Genomic DNA, 18,032 nt, shown 5'->3' with positions numbered 1-18,032 from the left:
GCCCCTTCTGTCAGCCTCCGGGAGGCTGACCGGAGGCTGACAGAAGGGGCTGCCGGGGGGCTGACGGAGGTGGCTGACCGGAGGCAGACTGAGACAGCTGACCGGGATTACAGTCCGGGAGAGTCGTACCGGGGCAGGGATCGGGCCGTACCGAGTAGCTTGGAATATGCCTGAATTGCGGGACTGACAGGTGTCTGGAAAGAAAACCGTAAAAATCATGGAGAACATACGCAGCAAGATGACTTCACGAGGCGTCGAGTCTCTCGACGACCGGGAGTTGTTATCGTTGTTGATCGAGGACGAACAACTGGCCGAGGTGTTGTTGGCAACTTACGGGGGTTCGTTGGCACGCATGACCCGCGAACCGGAAGCCCGATTGCGCATGGTGGGCGGAATGGGGCTCAGGCGGGCCCGAAATCTGTTGTTGGCCGCCGAGTTGGGCCGCAGGGTGGCGGCTGAAGGGGCGGGGGAGTCCGACTCCATTGCAACGAGCGATGATGTGGTGCGGTTGTTTCGTCCGCAACTTGAACGCCTGACCCACGAAGAGTGCTGGGTAGTCTATCTCACTTCATCCAATCGCATCATTGAGCGCCAACGGGTGAGTCAGGGCGGGGTGACAGGGACGGTGGTCGATCACCGGTTGATCGCCAAACGGGCCCTTGAGTTGCTCGCCACGCGGCTTATTTTGATTCACAATCACCCTTCGGGGAGTCCGGAGGCGAGTGCGCAGGATCGGGCGCTGACCGAACGTATTGCCAAGGCGGCTGCACTGTTTGACATTCGGCTGCTGGATCACGTGATCATAGCCCGCGGCGGCGGGGACTTTTCGTTTCGGGAGGCGGGATTGATCGGATAACCGGCCTTGGGGCGGGTTGGACGGAATACCCGGGAGTTCTCGATGATTGGCCACCGGGGCCACCGGGGCCACCGGGACAGACGGGGTAGGCTGAGCGTGACCGGGGCAGGCCGAGCGTGACCGAGGCAGGCGGCAGGAGCGGACGGAGGCAGACGGGGACTGGCCGGCTGACAGCGGCCCTTGGGATAGCGTTCCATGGGTTAGGCGGGCATTCGGGCGGCAGCCCGCAAGGGGAACTTCCGGTCGGACGGCCCCATGAGAAAATTGTTTTCGGAGTTATCCCGAGAAAGCGAAAAACGACGACATCGGAAGATGCCGTCGTTTTTTCGCAGGGTGGTCGGAGCGGGTCAGATGCCCAGATAGGTCAGCACGTAACGGTACTCCGAGCCGAGATTGTTGCTCAGGGTGATCTCCATGCCGTCGATCTCCTCGCCCCGCTGCCAATTGTTGAGGGAATTGTACTTGTAGGAGAGATTCTCGGTCACCTTCTCGCCGTTGGTCAGCGTCGTGACCACCTTGACAGGCAGCAGGTTGCCCGTCGGGCCAAGCAGCCCCAGACTGCGCAGCATGTCGGAGTCGTAGATGAAGAGGAGCCCCGGATCAATGGCCTGAAGCCCGTTGAGCCGTTCGTATTCGGTTGTGTGCTTGTTGACATTCGCGTCGTAGGTGAACTCCTGCGTGCCGTTCTCCTTCCATCGGATTTGCGAGCAGTTGTTGTCCTGGTAGACATAGTGTCCCTCGTCCTGCCAGGAGAGTGCCCCGTCGAAGGTGGCGTCGATGTAGACGTTCGCCAGCTGACCGGCCTCGTATTCAAACGCATGGGTGCGCGACGACGAGGGATCCGCCGATTCGGTGACCGTTGCATAGTTGATCATGGTGCCGTCGTTGGGTTCGTCGAGGCCCATACCTTCGCAAACCCACTTGTAACTGTATGCGGTATTCTTGTCGAAGTGTTTTTCCGTGGCTGTGAGCCGGCTGGCGCTCTCGTAGCTGAACTCCCAGATGCCTACGGCCGAGGTCATCTCGGCATCGTTGTAGGTGGTGATCGAGGTCAGGCGGTTGGCGTTGTCGTAGGCGAAGATCATGTAGTATTCGGCCCGGTCGTTTTCATACTCCGTGATGCGGACCAGCCGTCCGCTCGGAGCCGGCTCCTGTCCCTCGTCGGAATCGCCTGCGGGGGCCTTCTGCGTGATGGAGATCTCGATCTGCGTCGGGCCGCAGGTGATGGTGATGAAGGCCGTGCGGGACTCCTGTCCGGTGTTGGGCTGCAGGTCGATCTGCACGGTGTAGTTGCCGGCCTGGTCGCCGTGGTCGGGCGTGATCGAGATCCAGTCGGGCGTTTCGGCCCGGGTCTCGCGGATCGAGGCGCTCCAGGCAGCTTCGGTGGTGAAGGTCACGCTGGAGGTTCCGCCTCCGGCTTCGGCCATCTGGACCAGCTGGGAGACGTCGGGAACCTGGATCTGGCCGAAGTCGCCCGATTGGGGCTGGCCGTCGTCGTCGTCGCAGGATGCCAGCAGCAGTCCCGAGACAAAAAACAGAACAAAGAATTTAATGTTTTTCATCATTGTAAAATAGGTTTGGTGAGAACTTATCGGAACAAATATAGGAAATAAAATCGGCATAGGGAGCGGCATTTCTTAATAATTTTGTACTTTTGCCATTTAGAATAGGAAATCAGTAAAACATAATACGATGACTCAGGAAGAACTTTTCAAGAAGCTGGTCGCTCACTGCAAGGAGTACGGATTCGTATTCCCGTCGAGCGAGATCTACGACGGTCTGGGTGCGGTCTACGATTACGGACAGAACGGTGTCGAGTTGAAGAACAACATCAAGCGCTATTGGTGGGATTCGATGGTCAAGCTGCACGAGAACATCGTGGGGCTCGACGCGGCGATCTTCATGCACCCCAAGACGTGGGAGGCATCGGGCCACGTGGCGGCATTCAACGACCCGCTGATCGACAACAAGGACTCGAAGAAGCGTTACCGTGCCGACGTGCTGATCGAGGACTGGATCGCCAAGCAGGATGAAAAGATCGAGAAGGAGGTCGAGAAGGCCCGCAAGCGTTTCGGAGCGGACTTCGACGAGGCCAAGTACCGTGCCACGTCGCCGCGTGTGGCCGAGACGCAGGCCAAGCGTGACGAGGTTCACCGCCGCTATGCCGAGGCGATGAATGCCAACGATCTGGCCGGACTGCGGCAGATCATCCTCGACTGCGAGATTGCCTGCCCGATCTCGGGTACGCGCAACTGGACCGAGGTGCGTCAGTTCAACCTGATGTTCTCGACGCAGATGGGTTCGACGTCCGAAGGTTCGTCGACGATCTACCTGCGCCCGGAGACGGCCCAGGGCATCTTTGTCAACTTCCTGAACGTGCAGAAGACCGGCCGCATGAAGATTCCGTTCGGTATCGCACAGATCGGCAAGGCCTTCCGCAACGAGATTGTGGCTCGTCAGTTCATCTTCCGCATGCGCGAGTTCGAGCAGATGGAGATGCAGTTCTTCGTTCGCCCGGGCACCGAGATGCAGTGGTGGAACGAGTGGCGCAACACGCGTATGGCCTGGCACCGTGCGCTGGGCTTCGGCGACGACAACTACCGTTTCCACGACCACGAGAAGCTGGCCCACTACGCCAACGCCGCCACCGACATCGAATATAACTTTCCGTTCGGCTTCAAGGAGGTCGAGGGCATCCACTCGCGTACGGACTTCGACCTGGGCAATCACCAGAAGTATTCGGGCAAGAAGATGCAGTATTTCGATCCGGAGACGGGCGAGAGCTACGTACCCTACGTGGTGGAGACTTCGATCGGTGTCGACCGCATGTTCCTGCAGGTTATGTCGGCGGCCTACACCGAGGAGCAGCTCGAGGGCGGCGATACGCGTGTTGTGTTGCGTTTCCCGGCCGCACTGGCACCGGTGAAGGTGGCCATCCTGCCGCTTGTGAAGAAGGACGGCATGCCCGAAGTGGCGCAGAAGATCGTCGACCTGCTGAAGTACGACTATAACGTGGCCTACGACGAGAAGGATTCCGTCGGCAAACGCTACCGCCGTCAGGATGCCATCGGTACGCCGTTCTGCGTGACGGTTGACGGCCAGACGCTCGAGGACGGTACGGTGACGGTCCGTCACCGCGACACGATGCAGCAGGAGCGCGTCAAGATCGAGGCCCTGCCGGCCCTGGTCGACGAGGAGTGCTCCTACCGCAAATTGTTCAAGAAACTGAATCTGTAGTCGCCGCGCGACGCCATCCGACATGGGACGGATTCTGGCCATCGACTACGGCACCAAACGTACGGGGATCGCTGTGAGCGATCCTCTGCGGTTGATTGCCGGGGGATTGGAGACCGTTCCGACGCGGGATCTCGAACGCTGGCTGGCCGACTATTTTGCGCGGGAGGAGGTCTCGACCATCGTCATGGGCAAACCCATGCAGATGGACGGCACGCCTTCCGAAACGTGGCGCTTCATCGAGCCGCTGGCGCGCCGCCTGCAGCGAGCGTGGCCCGACAAGGAGGTGGTCTTTCACGACGAACGCTTCACCTCGGTGCTGGCCCACCGCACGATGCTCCAGAGTGGCATCGGACGCATGGCGCGGCGTGACAAGGCGCTGGTGGACAAGATCTCCGCGACGATTATTTTACAAAGTTACATGGAATTTAACCGATGATTTACCCGATAGTGATCTATGGAGACGAGGTGCTTCGCAAGGCGTGTGCACCCGTCACGCCCGAGACGCTCGACGTGAAGAAGTTCGAGGAGGACATGTTCCTGACCCTCGACGAGGCGGGCGGCGTAGGGCTTGCAGCCCCGCAGGTGGGCAAGAATCTGCGTTTCTTTGTGGTTGACTGTACGCCGTGGGCCGAGGAGGACCCGTCGTGTGCCGACTACAAGCGGGCCTTCGTCAACGCCGAAATCTACGAATACTCCGAGGAGACGAAGATCTATAACGAAGGCTGCCTTTCGTTTCCGGGGATCTATGCCGACGTGCAGCGTTCGCTGCGGATCCGGATGCGCTACCTGGATACGGACTTCGTCGAGCACGACGAGGAGTTCACGGGGCTCAAGGCATGGGTCATCCAGCATGAGTACGACCACATCCAGGGCAAGGTCTTTACGGACCGCATCTCGCCGCTGCGTCGTCAGCTGCTCAAGAGCAAACTGTTGAATCTGGCCAAGGGAAAGTTCCGTTGTGCCTACAAAACGCGATAACATGAAGAAGTTCCTCTTTGCAGCCCTTGCCGTGGCAGCCCTTTCGCTGACGGGTTGCGTGAAGTCGCCCGTTTCGGGCTTCGCCTATACGGATATCAAGGACGGCATGGCCATTACGGGCAATGCCGGATCGAGCAAGGTCGGCACGGCCGAGGTCAAGGGGTACGTAGGTCTGGTGGCGCTGGGCGATGCCAGCATCCAGACGGCGGCCCGCGAAGCCGGCATCACGCGTATCCACCACGTCGACTACCAGATGAAGTCCTACGTGGGGCTCTATACCATCTATACGATCATCGTCTACGGTGACTGATTGTCGACAGCCGGGCGGGCCGTTTCCCGAATGCCGGAAAGGGCCGAGGGGGCTAAGGGGGCTGAGGGGTCCGAAGGGGCAGAAAGAGCTGAAGGGACAGAAGGAGCAGAAGGTGTGGAAGAGGTTTGCGATGCCGGAGGATGGAAGGCGGATCGGTCGGGGCCTTTTGGCGGTTGTGTGCTGCTGGGGAGCCTTGTTGACGGCTTCGGGGCAGGAGATCCGCTCGCACTATGTCTCGAAGGCCGAGACCGACGGCACGATCTACCACACCCTTCCGGTGACGCTGTTCGAAAATCCCGAGGCGGGCGATCTGACCTTTGACCTTACCTACAAGGAGCACCGTGGAGGACGGGCGACGCTGAACTTCACGTGCCGGATGGCACGTCCCGAGACGGTTGATTCCATGCGTTTTGTTTCGGGCGGCGTAATTCTCTCCGGGCCGGTCGGCCGACTCTACCTCGAGCCCGAAAAGCGAGGCTGGAAACATCGCTATACGTTCGATCTCGACGCTTCGCAGCTGTGCGGCTTCTTCGACGAGCGCCAGCTCCCTGAAGTGACGCTCTATATCGATGGACGCCCGTGGCTCTATCGGGCCAAACGTTCGGCCTGGCGCAGCTATGCGCCGATCGGCTACCGGATCTTCGAGATGATCCGCATCAACGAGGGGGCAGAATAGGGGCCGAGTAGGGGCAGAATAGGGGCCGGACCGGTGAATGGACCTGGTGCAATGACCGGATATGAGGCCGAATATGGGGGCTGAGCGAAGCGTCGCGCTGTGGTACAGATAGTTCCGAAGGGCTGGAAGCCTGCTCTCGAATTCTCTGAGATTCTCCTGAATCTTACCGGATCGGCTTCGGATGTCGGTTCCGCGTGAGGGCTTTCCCCGAAAAATTACCCCGACAGTCGTGAACACGGCTGCCGGGGTTTTTCGTACCTGCAGAAGACGGATCTACCTACTCCCAGGAGGTGCCGGCTGCCTGTTCGATGGCATCCATCTCAGCCGCTGCGTTGCCGACGTCCGGGCGCACCTTGAGGGCGGTAAGACCGAAGTGGTCGTTTTTGAAACGCCCGTAGAACCGGTTGTTGCTCCACGTGATTTCGGCCTGGGGATCCGAGTCCTCGTATCGGACGACATAGTTGCTGGTGTTGCCCTCGGGTACGACCGCTATGTTGTCCTCGATGCGTGATGAGATGACCGGCAGGGTCATGTTCGACGAGCCGTAGTTGATGTGCATGGCCAGATTGCAGTCCACGAAGGTGTTGCCCTTCACCAGGGCATTCTTTACCTGCGCATAGCCGCTCAGCGAGACGTTCTCCTCCCCGCGGACCAGACACAATGCCGCCTTGTATCCGACGCTGTTCAACCGTTCGAACCAGTTTTCCTCGACGACGTGATCTTCGCCGATGATGCGCACACCGCCCGTATCCGCGATGTCGTTGCCCAGAAAGTAGTTGCCGCTGACGGTGCAGCCGTTTCCCTGACGCAGCGTCAGCGTCCCCTTGCTTTCGTAGAAGACGTTGCCCGAGTAGGTGTTGCCGCAGCACTTGTTCGAGACGATCTCCTGCGCCTCGCCGTTGCACCGGTAGAAGTAGTTGCCCTTGACGACGCATCCGCCCTTCTGCATCGAGTGGGCGCTGTCGCCGACGCGGATGGTCTCCTGCTCGTTGGCCGGTTCACCGTCCGCGTCGAGAATTGTCTCGGGACGCGAAAAGTGGTTGTATGAAATTTCGTGACCGGCCGTCACCCCCTCCTCAAGCCAGACGACGCACAGTGCGCCCATGTTGTTCTTGTTCTCGAAGCGGCAGTGCGTAACGACATTGTGTGTGCCGTAGAGCGACACCCATTTCGTGCTGTTCACGGCATCGGACTCCGACCCCGAACCGTCGATGGCGCAATCCTCCAGTCGGCATGCCTGTGAACCGCTTTCGAAGCGGATCAGATGTTCGCCGTCGGGTACCGGGTCAATCCATTGGAATCCGCTTACGTGCAGGTAGCTGCCGTCGATACTGAGAGTCGAAGCTCCCGTGAAGCGGACTCCGCCCGGGTTTTCTGCGCGGAAGAGAATCGGCTCCGCTTCGCTTCCCGTACCTGTAAGGTGAATCTTCTGGGCATCGTAGGTGCCGTCTTTCCAGATAATGGTGCGACCGGCTTCGAGCGGCCCGAGAGCCTCGAGTTCCGCCGCCGAGGAGATGGTGCTGGTCACCTCCCCTTCGGGAATCTCTTCGTCCGGATTATTCTCCTCGTCGGGATTGCCTTCGTCGGGCTTCTCCCCTGAATCCGAACCGGAGCCGCCGTCCGTTTCGGTTTCTGTTCCGGACGCGGGCATTTCGTCGTTGTCGCCGCCGCACGCTGCGCATGCCAGGAGGGCCAGACCGAGCATTCCGGTCCGTACCCACGCGCAAAAGGTCTTTTTCATCTTTGTTTTGGGTTGAAATTGGTTTGCCAATTGCAATATTAACAAAAATAAATTGGTTAACCAAATTCGGAGCCTCTTGATTTCATCCATTCGGAACCTGCAATCCGTTGTTCAGGATGATTCAACAGGGGCAGAAAAAATCCCGGAAGTCAGATGAGTGACATTCCGGGATGGATTGGAGAAGAGGCTGGTCAGAACCGGTAGGCGGCCCCAATACTGATCGTGACCGGGTTTTTGCGTAGATCATCGAACATGGGCTGCCATTTGAGCCCGGCCGTGATGTCCCAGTCGCGAGCGACCTTGTAGTCGAAACCGCCGCCGAGATTCAGACCGGCAGCCCATCGACCGATATCGTTTGCAGTCAGACCGGCTGCGGGATAGATTTTCCAACCGCTACCGAGGTCGAATACATACTGCACATCGACGTTGAGATCGATCGAGCAATAGTCGTGGAGTAAGGCGATTATCGAGGGTTCGATGCGCCAGTTGTCCGTGAAGCTGTATCGGGCGAATGCGCCCAATCCGACGATGCCGTCTCCTGTATTGGTGTAGATGTTCATGCGGGGACCGACTGCCCAATTCCCTGCATCCTGAGCCGAAGCTGCCGTGGCTACGCACAAAGCGGCGATCGCCGAAAGGAGGATCTTTTTCATGGTTTCGTTGAGATTTTAAAAACGTCCGTTCAAAAACTTTACCAAGACAAATATAGCAAAAAAGGGAGTGTCGTGCAAATAAATTCAACCAATCCGACGGATTTGTCAACATACGGAAAATCCCGCAGCCCGAGGCTGCGGGATTTTGACGAATGATCTTTGGAAGGGTAGGGGGTTGTTCGGGGCAGAATCCGGTAGGTTGGCCATCTTTCTGAGGCGGCACGTTGAGGCTGTTTCCCGCTTTCAGGCGGCTTGCTTCGGTCCGTTTCTCTTCCCGACAGGTCCAGCCTTTTTTCGGGGCGGTTTTTTTTCGGTCCGATTCCTCCTTCCGGGCGGCCCGGCTCAGCTTGTTCTCCTTATGGTCCCGGCTCCTTATGGTCCCGGCTCCTCATGGTCCCGGCTCCTCATGGTCCCGGCTCCACTTGGCCTCGGCTCCTCATGGCCTCAGGTTTTTTTTTTCCCCCCCCCTCTCTACGGTCCCGGTTATTTCTGGTTGAGGGCAGCGTGAGCGGCAGCCAGACGGGCGATGGGCACACGGAAGGGCGAGCAGCTCACGTAGTTCAGACCGGCATAGTGACAGAACTCCACCGACGAGGGCTCACCGCCGTGCTCGCCGCAGATACCGCACTTGAGGGTCGGACGCGTGCCGCGGCCCTTGAAGACGGCCTCACGGATCAGCTGGCCCACGCCGTTGCGGTCGAGGATCTGGAACGGGTCGTTCTTCAGAATACCCTTCTCGAGGTAGATCGGGAGGAACTTGCCGATATCGTCGCGCGAGAATCCGAGGGTCATCTGCGTGAGGTCGTTCGTGCCGAACGAGAAGAACTCGGCCACTTCGGCGATCTGGTTGGCCGTGACGGCGGCACGCGGTACTTCGATCATCGTGCCGACCATGTAGTCGATCTTGTCGTTGCGCTCGGAGAATACCTGATCGGCCGTCTGATCGATGATCTTCTTCTGGTAGCGGAGCTCCTTGTGGTTTCCGACCAGCGGGACCATGATCTCGACGTGAACGGGCGTACCCGTTGCGCGGACGTTCATGGCAGCCTCGATGATGGCGCGGGTCTGCATCTCGGTGATTTCGGGATAGGTGTTGCCCAGACGGCAGCCGCGGTGACCCAGCATGGGGTTGAACTCGGCCAGCGACTCGACCTTCTCGACGATCTTCTGCAGAGGCACGCCCATCTCCTCGGCCATCTCCTTCTGGCCCTTCTCATCGTGGGGCACGAACTCGTGCAGAGGGGGATCAAGCAGGCGGACCGTGACGGGATAACCCTTCATGACCTTGAAGAGACCCTCGAAGTCGCCGCGCTGCATCGGCAGCAGTTTGGCCAGGGCGACCCGTCGTCCGGCCTCGTCGTCGGCCAGAATCATCTCGCGGATGGCCTTGATGCGGTCGCCTTCGAAGAACATGTGCTCCGTGCGGCAGAGGCCGATACCCTCGGCGCCGAATTCGAAGGCCTGAGCGGCATCCTTTGGCGTGTCGGCGTTTGCGCGGACTTTCAGCACGGCGTATTTCGAAGCCAGTTCCATGAGCTTGCCGAAGTCGCCGCTCAGATCGGCGGCCTTCGTGGCTACCTCACCCAGATAGACTTCGCCCGTCGAACCGTTGAGCGAGATCCAGTCGCCCTCCTTGACGGTGAATCCGTTGACGTGAATGGTGCGGGTCTTGTAGTCGATCTGCAGTTCACCGGCACCCGATACGCAGCACTTGCCCATACCGCGAGCCACGACGGCGGCGTGCGAGGTCATACCTCCGCGGGCGGTCAGAATACCTGCGGCGTCGAGCATACCCTTCAGATCCTCGGGCGAGGTTTCGATGCGCACCAGCACGGCCTTCTGACCGGTCTTGGCGAAGACCTTCTCGGCATCCTCGGCGAAGAAGACCACGGGACCCGTGGCGGCGCCGGGCGAAGCGGGCAGACCCTTCGTGATGACCTGCGCCGAGGCGATGGCCTTCTTGTCGAATACCGGGTGGAGCAGTTCGTCGAGCTTGGCGGGTTCGCAGCGCAGCACGGCGGTCTTCTCGTCGATCAGCCCTTCGCGCAGCATGTCCATGGCGATTTTGACCATGGCGGCACCCGTACGCTTGCCGTTGCGGCACTGCAGCATCCAGAGCTTGCCGTCCTGGATCGTGAACTCGATGTCCTGCATGTCGGTGAAGTACTGTTCCAGGTGGTGCTGGATCTCGTTGAGCTCCTTGTAGACATCGGGCATCACCTCCTCGAGCGAGGGGTATTTGCTCTTGCGCTCCTCCTCGGAGATGTTCTGGGCCTTGGCCCAGCGCTTCGAACCCTCGATGGTGATCTGCTGCGGGGTGCGGATACCGGCCACGACATCCTCGCCCTGGGCGTTGATCAGATACTCGCCGTTGAAGATGTTCTCGCCCGTGGCGGCGTCACGCGAGAAGGCGACACCCGTTGCGGAGTTGTTTCCCATGTTTCCGAAGACCATGGCCTGTACCGAAACGGCCGTACCCCATTCCGAGGGAATGTTGTTGAGTTTGCGGTAGAGGATGGCGCGTTCGTTCATCCACGAGCCGAACACGGCGCAGATGGCACCCCAGAGCTGATTCCAGGGGTTTGTGGGGAAATCCTCGCCGGTCTGCTTCTTGACGGCGGCCTTGAACTCCTTGACGAGCTCCTTTAGGTCGTCGGTTGTCAGATCGGTGTCGTTCTTCACGCCGCGTTTTTTCTTCATGGCGTCGATAATCTCCTCGAAGGGGTCGTGATCCTCCTTCGAGGCGGGTTTCATGCCGAGCACGACGTCGCCGTACATCTGGACGAAACGGCGGTACGAATCCCAGGCGAAGCGGGGGTTGCCGGTGCGTTTGGCGACGGCCTCGACGGCCTGATCGTTCATACCGAGGTTGAGAATCGTGTCCATCATTCCGGGCATCGAGGCGCGTGCGCCCGAGCGAACCGAGACGAGCAGCGGCATCTCCTTGTCGCCGAACTTCATGCCGGTGAGGCTTTCGATATTCTTCATGGCCTTTTCGACTTCGGGCTTGAGGAGTTTGATGACGGCCTCCTTGCCGTGGCTGTAGTACTCCGTGCACACTTCCGTAGTGATGGTGAATCCCGGGGGAACGGGTATGCCGATGAGGTTCATCTCGGCGAGGTTTGCACCTTTACCGCCGAGCAGCTCACGCATTTTGCCATTTCCTTCGGCCTCTTTGTTGCCGAAGGTGTAGACTCGTTTAACGTCTGCCATAGTTTCGAGATTTTTGAATTGTATGATAAATATATAAAAAATTTTTCGCAAAAAGGAGCCTCCGAAGTCGAAAAAATTGCGGTGATAACCGATTTGCCACCTCTAAAAAAGGGGCTTTTGCCCGGAGGGATTGCGAATATAGCAAAACTTTCCGGAAAAAACAAATCTCAGTGGCCGATATATACAAACACGGGCAGTGAATACCCGTATCCGCCCCGATAGATGCTTCCGGAGAAGGTTCCAAGGGGGTTACCGCTCTTTTGGTCAACCAGTTGGCGGCGGATGTAGACATCGCCTGCCGGGCATTTGAATGCCGTGTCGACGAGAATTCGGTCGCGCATCTCCCAGCGTCCCGCGCGGCGGATATTTCCGCGTCCGGCTTTTTCGGCACGTGCCATGGCATCGCGCAGCCCGAGGCGTGCGGCCTTCTGGCCGTCGACACGGCCCATGACCACGAGCGGCAACCCGGGATAGTTGTCGCGCAAATCCTCCGCGAGCCATCGTCCCGTGCTTCGATCGCCGCACATCGCCAGCCCTACGCGCAGCCCGTCCAGCTCGCCGATGACCAGCAGATAGCGACGTCCGACTTCGGCGCGTTCCGGGTAGAAGCGGTCGCCGTAGTACAGCAGGGCAAAGTCCATGCCGTCGAGCGTGTTGAGTGTTCGGTGGAGGTAGGAGTATTCGCCGCGGCAGGCCGAGCAGAGGTCGCGGACGACCTGTTCGTTTTCGACGCCCCACAGGGCGACGATCTCCAGCGCCATGGAGTCGATGACAGCGGCCGTGTTTCGGATCTTGCGTTCGTAACGCTCCGAGTTCCAGCCGTAACGACCTTGTGGTGTGTACGCCTCGTCATTGTAGAAGAGGGCGGGGATGGTGTCGTAGATTCGGTCGACGTCGTAGAAGGCGATTCCGGCGGGCTGGCGTCCGAATGCGGCGAGCCCCGCCGCGACGAGTGCGATGATGATCGACAGCAGACGCATCATGACCGGCCGGAGAGGTTAAAGGGGGTTTTCGGGGAGGAAATCGCGGGGCGAGCAGCCGAGGAACTTGGCGATTTCGTTGATATGGTGGGGATTGTATTTGATATCGTATTTGGGGCTTTCGACCTGCCCGATGAAACTTTTCGATACACCGATTCCATACGCCAGCATGGATTGGGAGATATTCTGGCGTTTCCGCTCTTTACGAACGGCATCGATAATATATTGGTCGATCGGGTATATCACAAGTTGCTTGTTTTATCAAGTAAAACTAAGCAACTTATTCTTCGAAACGCTTGTGTATACACAACCGATACTCAGTTATCACTGAGCGTCCTTTCGAAAGATGAAAGGTCTTCTCTCTTTTTGGGCCTGGTTGCGCTCAATTGCTTTTGAAATCCAGTGAGACACGACCTCCCCCCCCCGGATTTCAGTCTCTGTACGGCGACGGGTACGTCGTATAGAGTTTGAAGCCCGGTGAGTCTCAGTTGCCTGCGGGGATCATGCGTCGATCACCCCCGAGCCGACCAGCTCGTCGCCGTCATACCAGGCGGCGAACTGCCCCGGGGTGATGCCCCGCTGGGGTTCGTCGAAGAGCAGATAGGCCCCTTCGCGGCGGATGAAGAGCCGTGCCCCCTGTAACGGCTGCCGGTAACGGATGCGTACCGAGAAGCGGGCGCTCTCTCCGACCTTCATCTCCCGCGTGGGGTTGACCCAATGGATGTCGCCCGGCAGGATGCGCAGCGCCGGCCGCCACAACCCCGGATGGGCGTCCCCCTCACCCACATAGATCACATTCTGCACGGTGTCCGTGGCCAGAATGAACAACGACTCCTTGCGGCCGCCGATTCCGAGTCCCTTGCGCTGACCGATCGTGTAGAAGTGGGCGCCGTTGTGCTCGCCGATCTTCTTTCCGTCGCGCACCGTATAGTGCCACGGTTCGGCCAGAGCGGCCAGCTCCTCATCCGAAGGCTCCATGTCCGGAGCCGGCATGGCCGGTTTGCGGGCATACTTGGGCCACGAGGGGAGAATCTCATGGACGTTTCCGAGCTTCGAGGCGAGCTTCTGCTGGAGGAAAACCGGCAGATCGACCTTTCCGACGAAGCAGATTCCCTGCGAATCCTTGCGCTTGGCCGTGGCAAGTCCCTGCTCGGCGGCGATGCGCCGCACCTCGGGCTTCAGCAGCCCGCCGACCGGGAAGAGCGCCCGGCTCAACTGCTCCTGCGAAAGCTGACACAGAAAATAGCTCTGATCCTTGTTGGGGTCCGAACCGGCCAGCAGCCGGTAGACGATGCGTCCGTCCGGCAGCAGCTCCTCCTCCTTGCGGCAGTAGTGGCCCGTGGCGACGTAGTCGGCCCCCAGTTTGAGCGCCTCGCGCAGGAATACGTCGAATTTGATCTCGCGGTTGCACAGCACGTCGGGATTGGGTGTGCGGCCGCGTTCGTACTCGGCGAACATGTAGTCGACCACACGCGTGCGGTAGTCGGCCGAGAGATCGACGACATGGAGCGGAATATCGAGTTTCTTGGCCACCAGTTCGGCGAACAGGCGGTCGTCGTGCCACGGGCAGTCGCCCTCGAGCGTACCGGTTGTGTCGTGCCAGTTGATCATGAAGAGGCCGATAACCTCGTGTCCCTGCTGCCTGAGCAGCCAGGCGGCCACCGACGAATCGACGCCGCCCGAAAGACCGATTACAACGCGTGCCATGTTATTCCAGATTTAAGAGCCCCTCGGGTAGGACGAAGTGGATCCGCCGCTCCTCGAAGTCGATGTGGGCGATGAACTCCTCGGCGGCGGGGATGAGCACCTGATGCCCGCCGGTCTCCACCTCGAACAGGGGATTCATCTCGCTGTCGTAGAAGTTGGTGACGATTCCGGCATGTTTCGTCTCGGATCCGGCCTCTTCGACCACGGCTTCGAAACCGATGAGATCCTCGAGATAGAATTCGTCATCCTGCTCGTCGGCGGGATCGTCTACGCGGAATTCGAGACCGATGAGCTCCTGAGCGCGGCGTTCGGTGTCGAAGTCGGCGAACGAGGCCGTAGCGCCAGCGATTCCGCGGCGCTCGAATCGGTCGCACCAGAGCGGCACCTCCAGGGCGTCGATCGTGACCATCAGCGGCATGGTCTGAGGGTCGAAGTTGTCGGGGAACGTGGAGTAGAGCGAGAGCATGAGGCCCCCGTCCGTGCCGAAAAGTTTGTTGATACGTCCAGCGGATGCAGCCATTACGAAAGAGTTTGGGACAAAAGTACAAAAAAAACAGGAAATCTCCCCTTCGGGTGATCTCCTGTCTTATCGGAATAGAAAACCTGCTTATTCGGCAGCGGGAGCTTCCGGAGCGGTCTCCTCGGTGGCAGCGGCAGCCTCGGCGGCAGCGGCCTCTGCGGCCTCACGGGCAGCAGCTTCGGCAGCGGCCTTCTTCTCGGCGATGGCAGCGGCACGCTCCTCCTTGATCTTGGTTTCGGCAGCCAGACGGGCCTTTTCGGCCGACTTGGCGTCGGAAGCGATCTTGTTGCTCTTGGCCTCGATCTTACCGTTCTTGGCCTCGATCCACTTGTTGAAGCGAGCCTCGGCCTCGGTCTCCGAGAATGCACCCTTGGCAACGCCACCCAGCAGGTGTTTTTTGTAAAGTACGCCCTTGTACGAGAGGATAGCCCGACAAGTATCCGTAGGTTGTGCGCCTTTGAGTAACCAATCCAGAGCTTTCTCGAAGTTCAGATCGATCGTAGCAGGATTCGTGTTGGGATTGTAGGTACCCAACTTTTCGATGAATTTACCATCACGTGGCGCTCTGCTATCTGCGGCAACGATATGATAGAAGGCGTAGCCCTTCTTACCATGGCGTGCCAGACGAATTTTAACAGCCATTTGCTATAAAATTTTGTTAATTAAAGTAAAAACGCTCACCCGGTTCGGGCATTTAAGCGTGCAAATGTAGGGAAAAAAAACAGATTGGCCAAATAATGGGAGAAAAAAGTGATCCCGGCGCGGCTCGAACGCGCGGCCGGCAGATTAGAAATCTGCTGCTCTATCCAACTGAGCTACGGGACCAATTTGCCCGATGACGGGGAAATCGGTGCAAAATTATAAAATAAATCCTCAAATGCAAAGCCCTTTCCGGCCGAAATGCGCGGATGACGGCATTTTGTCCGCCCAGATCGCCAAGCCTCGGCAGAATCCTCTCCTGGGCAGTTCTGTTTTCGCTCCGGATTGCTCGTTCCTTTCCGGGTCGCTTCTCTCATCCCCGCCCGGACCTCTTTTGGATCGCTCTGCGGCAGCCGGGTACTCGACACAGCCCGGCCTCTCTCGGATTACTCTGCCCGGCCCCACCTCAGACCGGATCTGTCGGAGGCCTGTTCGGCTCCGGTCCTCCTCCAGCCCCCCCCCTCCGGTCCTCCTTCGGTGCGAAACGGGGCGTGGTGTATAATCGGCAAAACGAAATGCGACGGAATTCTAAACCAGATGCGACTTTTCGGGGGCTGAGTTAGACCAAAACGAAAAGCGATGAAAATTTCGCGCACACGCACAAAAAACACCGTTCGAAGGCTTTCGACTGCCGCCCGAACGGTGTTTTGCATCAGGCCGAACTGACACGTCTCCGCCTACTCGCCTAAATATCCACCCTCAAACAGCGAACCTTGTGCTCGTTCCTCGTAGTTGCAAACCATCCATTCCTCCTGCCGTCGACGACTCGACTTCGAGGCACTGATAGTTCGCTCAATGCGGTGGATGATCCATCCGTTGCGCTGGGCGTATCTGTCGATCATATTGAAGGGGAACATCGTCAGCATAAACTTCCCCTTCACCGTCTCGAGCAGACGAAGAAGCTGCTCCATATTCTGCTCGTTGAACGTGTCTTCGTAGTGACCGCAATCCGAATTCACATAGGGCGGATCGACGAAGTGAAAGGCCTCCGGCGCATCGTAGCAGGCGATAACATCGAGTGCATTGCGGTTCTCGATCGTCACTCGTTCGAGTCGAGCACATAGCTGTTCCGTAAACTCCTCCTTCGCATTGCGCAGCTTCTTGGGCATCATACCCCCGAAGTCGTATCCGAACGTTCCATCCATCATCGAGGCGAACGACATCTTGCAGAGCACCCAAACGGCCCAAGCGCGTTCGACAGGCGTGAAGAACTGCGGGTAGCTGTTGATGTGCCCAGCGTGGGCGTGAACATCCCGGCTGTGTAGCGTCTTCTCGATTTGTTCCTTCAATTCCGGGTAACAGACCTTTGCCATCCAGTAGAAGTTTGTTAACTCCATGTTGAGGTCGTTGATCACTTCGGCCTCGGCCGGCCGCTTGGCGAACAGCACCGCGGCGCCTCCGCAGAATGCCTCCGTGTAGATCTTGTGGGATGGTATCAGCGGCAGAATATGTTTGAGCATTGTCTGCTTGCCGCCGTAATAGGAAATCGGTGTTCTCATTTTGCTTTTCAATTAAAATCCGTATCTTTGCGCATCCTCTTACTTACGTACTTTACAACACAAAAAACACCCAACCGCGATTGAGGTATTCCTCGGTCGTGCGGTTAGGCGCCTTTGTGTTAGTACGTAGGTAAGAGGACTACTAATAGGCCGGGGGATTTTTATCCTCCGACTTTTCGACTAAAATCACCCAGTCATCATGCTTTTGTGATATAGAAACAGGCTATGACTACATTAGGGAGCTTAGTGACGATGTTCTTCATAATCTTCACGCCTTTTCAACATAGATTCCCACCAGCGCACTCAGATCGTGGTACACCGCCTGCCCCGTGGAGCGGGTGCACTTGTAGGTCACGCCGTTCTGCGAGTAGTATTTGCCCTCGACAAGTTCCATGTTCCCGTTGTACAGAATCGGGTCCTCCAGTGTCCCGGCCGCTGTCTCGTTGATCTCCTCGTAGAGCGCAGCGGTGAGTTCAGACGGCGCCTGATTCTCCAACACCGTGTCGATCTGCTGGCGCACCCTGTAGAGCCGACCTTCGTAGAGTACCTTGAATCCAGCGTCGAGCGACTTGCCGATAAACGAGGCCCATTCGGGATAGAGGTCTTTGATCTCCAGCGCCTGCTCGTCGGATAGCGACATGGTGTTCACGGCCATCGTGGCGAACATGGCCACCTGCCGGATCGTCGTGTCGGGGATCGGCTCGGGGACATACGGCGCCGGTTCCGGGGTGTACTCCTCGTATGTCACCGTGATGCGGTCGCCGTTGTCGGTGTAGGTCTCGCGGAGCTCATTGCCCGGGTTCGAGATCTCCGGGCGCTCGGTGTATTCCACGGGTTTGTACCCCATCGGGCCGAGGATTTCCGGCCCGGGATTCATGATGACCATCCCGTCCTGCCGCACCTCGCCGGGGGCCGGGATCAGTTGTCCGTTTTCAAGTTTGGCGTATTGCATAGCGTTGTTTT

17 protein-coding genes and 1 tRNA gene are annotated in these 18,032 nt (G+C 58.6%); 6 read left to right on the top strand and 12 right to left on the bottom strand.

The genetic code is table 11. The features are described 5' to 3' along the window. The first annotated feature begins 217 nt into the window (after positions 1-217). The gene (radC, locus tag B5G09_RS10415; RefSeq protein WP_239403326.1) at positions 218-856 is read left to right on the top strand and encodes a DNA repair protein RadC; all 639 of its coding nucleotides are present in this window, start codon (positions 218-220) and stop codon (positions 854-856) included. 347 nt (positions 857-1,203) lie between these two features. Here the strand turns inward: radC and B5G09_RS10410 are convergent, their stop codons facing one another. Then, the gene (locus tag B5G09_RS10410) at positions 1,204-2,418 is read right to left on the bottom strand and encodes a BACON domain-containing carbohydrate-binding protein (protein ID WP_162608265.1); all 1,215 of its coding nucleotides are present in this window, start codon (positions 2,416-2,418) and stop codon (positions 1,204-1,206) included. Between the two features lie 130 nt (positions 2,419-2,548). On the opposite strand from B5G09_RS10410, the gene B5G09_RS10405 reads away from it, so the two are divergent. From B5G09_RS10405 to B5G09_RS10385, 5 genes are all read left to right on the top strand, one after another. Then, on the top strand, positions 2,549-4,093 hold the full coding sequence (locus B5G09_RS10405) for a glycine--tRNA ligase (protein WP_087405101.1): 1,545 nt from the start codon (positions 2,549-2,551) through the stop codon (positions 4,091-4,093). A gap of 22 nt (positions 4,094-4,115) precedes the next feature. After that, positions 4,116-4,529: a Holliday junction resolvase RuvX gene (gene ruvX / locus B5G09_RS10400; RefSeq protein ID WP_087311703.1), complete on the top strand. Its 414-nt coding sequence runs from the start codon at positions 4,116-4,118 to the stop codon at positions 4,527-4,529. Then, on the top strand, positions 4,526-5,071 hold the full coding sequence (gene def, locus B5G09_RS10395) for a peptide deformylase (RefSeq protein WP_087405100.1): 546 nt from the start codon (positions 4,526-4,528) through the stop codon (positions 5,069-5,071). Before ruvX ends, def begins: the two co-directional genes overlap by 4 nt. A 1-nt stretch (position 5,072) precedes the next feature. After that, entirely contained in the window at positions 5,073-5,381 is a 309-nt protein-coding gene (locus B5G09_RS10390) for a TRL-like family protein (protein WP_087405099.1), read from the top strand. A gap of 175 nt (positions 5,382-5,556) precedes the next feature. Continuing rightward, entirely contained in the window at positions 5,557-6,057 is a 501-nt protein-coding gene (locus B5G09_RS10385; RefSeq protein ID WP_241147633.1) for a hypothetical protein, read from the top strand. Between the two features lie 277 nt (positions 6,058-6,334). Here B5G09_RS10385 and B5G09_RS10380 read toward each other — a convergent pair whose 3' ends face one another. The 11 genes from B5G09_RS10380 to B5G09_RS10330 all read right to left on the bottom strand — a co-directional run bounded on the left by B5G09_RS10380 (position 6,335) and on the right by B5G09_RS10330 (position 18,021). Next, on the bottom strand, positions 6,335-7,798 hold the full coding sequence (locus B5G09_RS10380; RefSeq protein ID WP_122120476.1) for a polysaccharide lyase 6 family protein: 1,464 nt from the start codon (positions 7,796-7,798) through the stop codon (positions 6,335-6,337). Positions 7,799-7,989: 191 nt separating this feature from the next. Then, entirely contained in the window at positions 7,990-8,451 is a 462-nt protein-coding gene (locus B5G09_RS10375) for an outer membrane beta-barrel protein (RefSeq protein WP_087311693.1), read from the bottom strand. Between the two features lie 483 nt (positions 8,452-8,934). Further along, positions 8,935-11,664: a pyruvate, phosphate dikinase gene (ppdK, locus tag B5G09_RS10370; protein ID WP_087311691.1), complete on the bottom strand. Its 2,730-nt coding sequence runs from the start codon at positions 11,662-11,664 to the stop codon at positions 8,935-8,937. Positions 11,665-11,831: 167 nt separating this feature from the next. Next, a complete protein-coding gene (locus B5G09_RS10365) occupies positions 11,832-12,647 on the bottom strand; it encodes a hypothetical protein (RefSeq protein ID WP_241147632.1) in 816 nt (271 codons plus the stop codon). Between the two features lie 15 nt (positions 12,648-12,662). Beyond that, complete coding sequence (locus tag B5G09_RS10360) at positions 12,663-12,890, bottom strand: helix-turn-helix transcriptional regulator (protein ID WP_087311689.1); 228 nt, start codon at positions 12,888-12,890, stop codon at positions 12,663-12,665. 255 nt (positions 12,891-13,145) lie between these two features. Beyond that, complete coding sequence (gene mnmA / locus B5G09_RS10355) at positions 13,146-14,351, bottom strand: tRNA 2-thiouridine(34) synthase MnmA (protein ID WP_087405097.1); 1,206 nt, start codon at positions 14,349-14,351, stop codon at positions 13,146-13,148. A 1-nt stretch (position 14,352) separates the two neighbouring features. Beyond that, positions 14,353-14,871 carry a ribosome maturation factor RimM gene (gene rimM, locus B5G09_RS10350; protein ID WP_087405096.1) on the bottom strand — a complete coding sequence of 173 codons (519 nt, stop codon included), beginning with the start codon at positions 14,869-14,871 and terminating at the stop codon, positions 14,353-14,355. 87 nt (positions 14,872-14,958) lie between these two features. Beyond that, entirely contained in the window at positions 14,959-15,513 is a 555-nt protein-coding gene (locus tag B5G09_RS10345) for a 30S ribosomal protein S16 (RefSeq protein ID WP_087405095.1), read from the bottom strand. 109 nt (positions 15,514-15,622) lie between these two features. Continuing rightward, a tRNA-Arg gene (locus B5G09_RS10340) sits at positions 15,623-15,696 on the bottom strand. Between the two features lie 551 nt (positions 15,697-16,247). After that, the gene (locus B5G09_RS10335) at positions 16,248-17,069 is read right to left on the bottom strand and encodes a DNA adenine methylase (protein ID WP_087405094.1); all 822 of its coding nucleotides are present in this window, start codon (positions 17,067-17,069) and stop codon (positions 16,248-16,250) included. 268 nt (positions 17,070-17,337) lie between these two features. Further along, on the bottom strand, positions 17,338-18,021 hold the full coding sequence (locus tag B5G09_RS10330) for a hypothetical protein (RefSeq protein WP_087405093.1): 684 nt from the start codon (positions 18,019-18,021) through the stop codon (positions 17,338-17,340). Between the last annotated feature and the right edge of the window lie 11 nt (positions 18,022-18,032).

The sequence above is a fragment of the Alistipes sp. An54 genome (assembly GCF_002159375.1).
GTDB classification, from domain to species: Bacteria; Bacteroidota; Bacteroidia; order Bacteroidales; family Rikenellaceae; genus Alistipes; species Alistipes megaguti.
This window is presented reverse-complemented; position numbering and strand designations above follow the sequence as displayed.

What these genes read in the sequence shown, in the direction of transcription:
- radC (WP_239403326.1), top strand. Translation starts at nt 218, where the DNA reads ATGGAGAACATACGCAGCAAGATGACTTCACGAGGCGTCGAGTCTCTC.
- B5G09_RS10410 (WP_162608265.1), bottom strand. Translation starts at nt 2,418, where the DNA reads ATGAAAAACATTAAATTCTTTGTTCTGTTTTTTGTCTCGGGACTGCTG.
- B5G09_RS10405 (WP_087405101.1), top strand. Translation starts at nt 2,549, where the DNA reads ATGACTCAGGAAGAACTTTTCAAGAAGCTGGTCGCTCACTGCAAGGAG.
- ruvX (WP_087311703.1), top strand. Translation starts at nt 4,116, where the DNA reads ATGGGACGGATTCTGGCCATCGACTACGGCACCAAACGTACGGGGATC.
- def (WP_087405100.1), top strand. Translation starts at nt 4,526, where the DNA reads ATGATTTACCCGATAGTGATCTATGGAGACGAGGTGCTTCGCAAGGCG.
- B5G09_RS10390 (WP_087405099.1), top strand. Translation starts at nt 5,073, where the DNA reads ATGAAGAAGTTCCTCTTTGCAGCCCTTGCCGTGGCAGCCCTTTCGCTG.
- B5G09_RS10380 (WP_122120476.1), bottom strand. Translation starts at nt 7,798, where the DNA reads ATGAAAAAGACCTTTTGCGCGTGGGTACGGACCGGAATGCTCGGTCTG.
- B5G09_RS10375 (WP_087311693.1), bottom strand. Translation starts at nt 8,451, where the DNA reads ATGAAAAAGATCCTCCTTTCGGCGATCGCCGCTTTGTGCGTAGCCACG.
- ppdK (WP_087311691.1), bottom strand. Translation starts at nt 11,664, where the DNA reads ATGGCAGACGTTAAACGAGTCTACACCTTCGGCAACAAAGAGGCCGAA.
- B5G09_RS10365 (WP_241147632.1), bottom strand. Translation starts at nt 12,647, where the DNA reads ATGATGCGTCTGCTGTCGATCATCATCGCACTCGTCGCGGCGGGGCTC.
- mnmA (WP_087405097.1), bottom strand. Translation starts at nt 14,351, where the DNA reads ATGGCACGCGTTGTAATCGGTCTTTCGGGCGGCGTCGATTCGTCGGTG.
- rimM (WP_087405096.1), bottom strand. Translation starts at nt 14,871, where the DNA reads ATGGCTGCATCCGCTGGACGTATCAACAAACTTTTCGGCACGGACGGG.
- B5G09_RS10345 (WP_087405095.1), bottom strand. Translation starts at nt 15,513, where the DNA reads ATGGCTGTTAAAATTCGTCTGGCACGCCATGGTAAGAAGGGCTACGCC.
- B5G09_RS10335 (WP_087405094.1), bottom strand. Translation starts at nt 17,069, where the DNA reads ATGAGAACACCGATTTCCTATTACGGCGGCAAGCAGACAATGCTCAAA.
- B5G09_RS10330 (WP_087405093.1), bottom strand. Translation starts at nt 18,021, where the DNA reads ATGCAATACGCCAAACTTGAAAACGGACAACTGATCCCGGCCCCCGGC.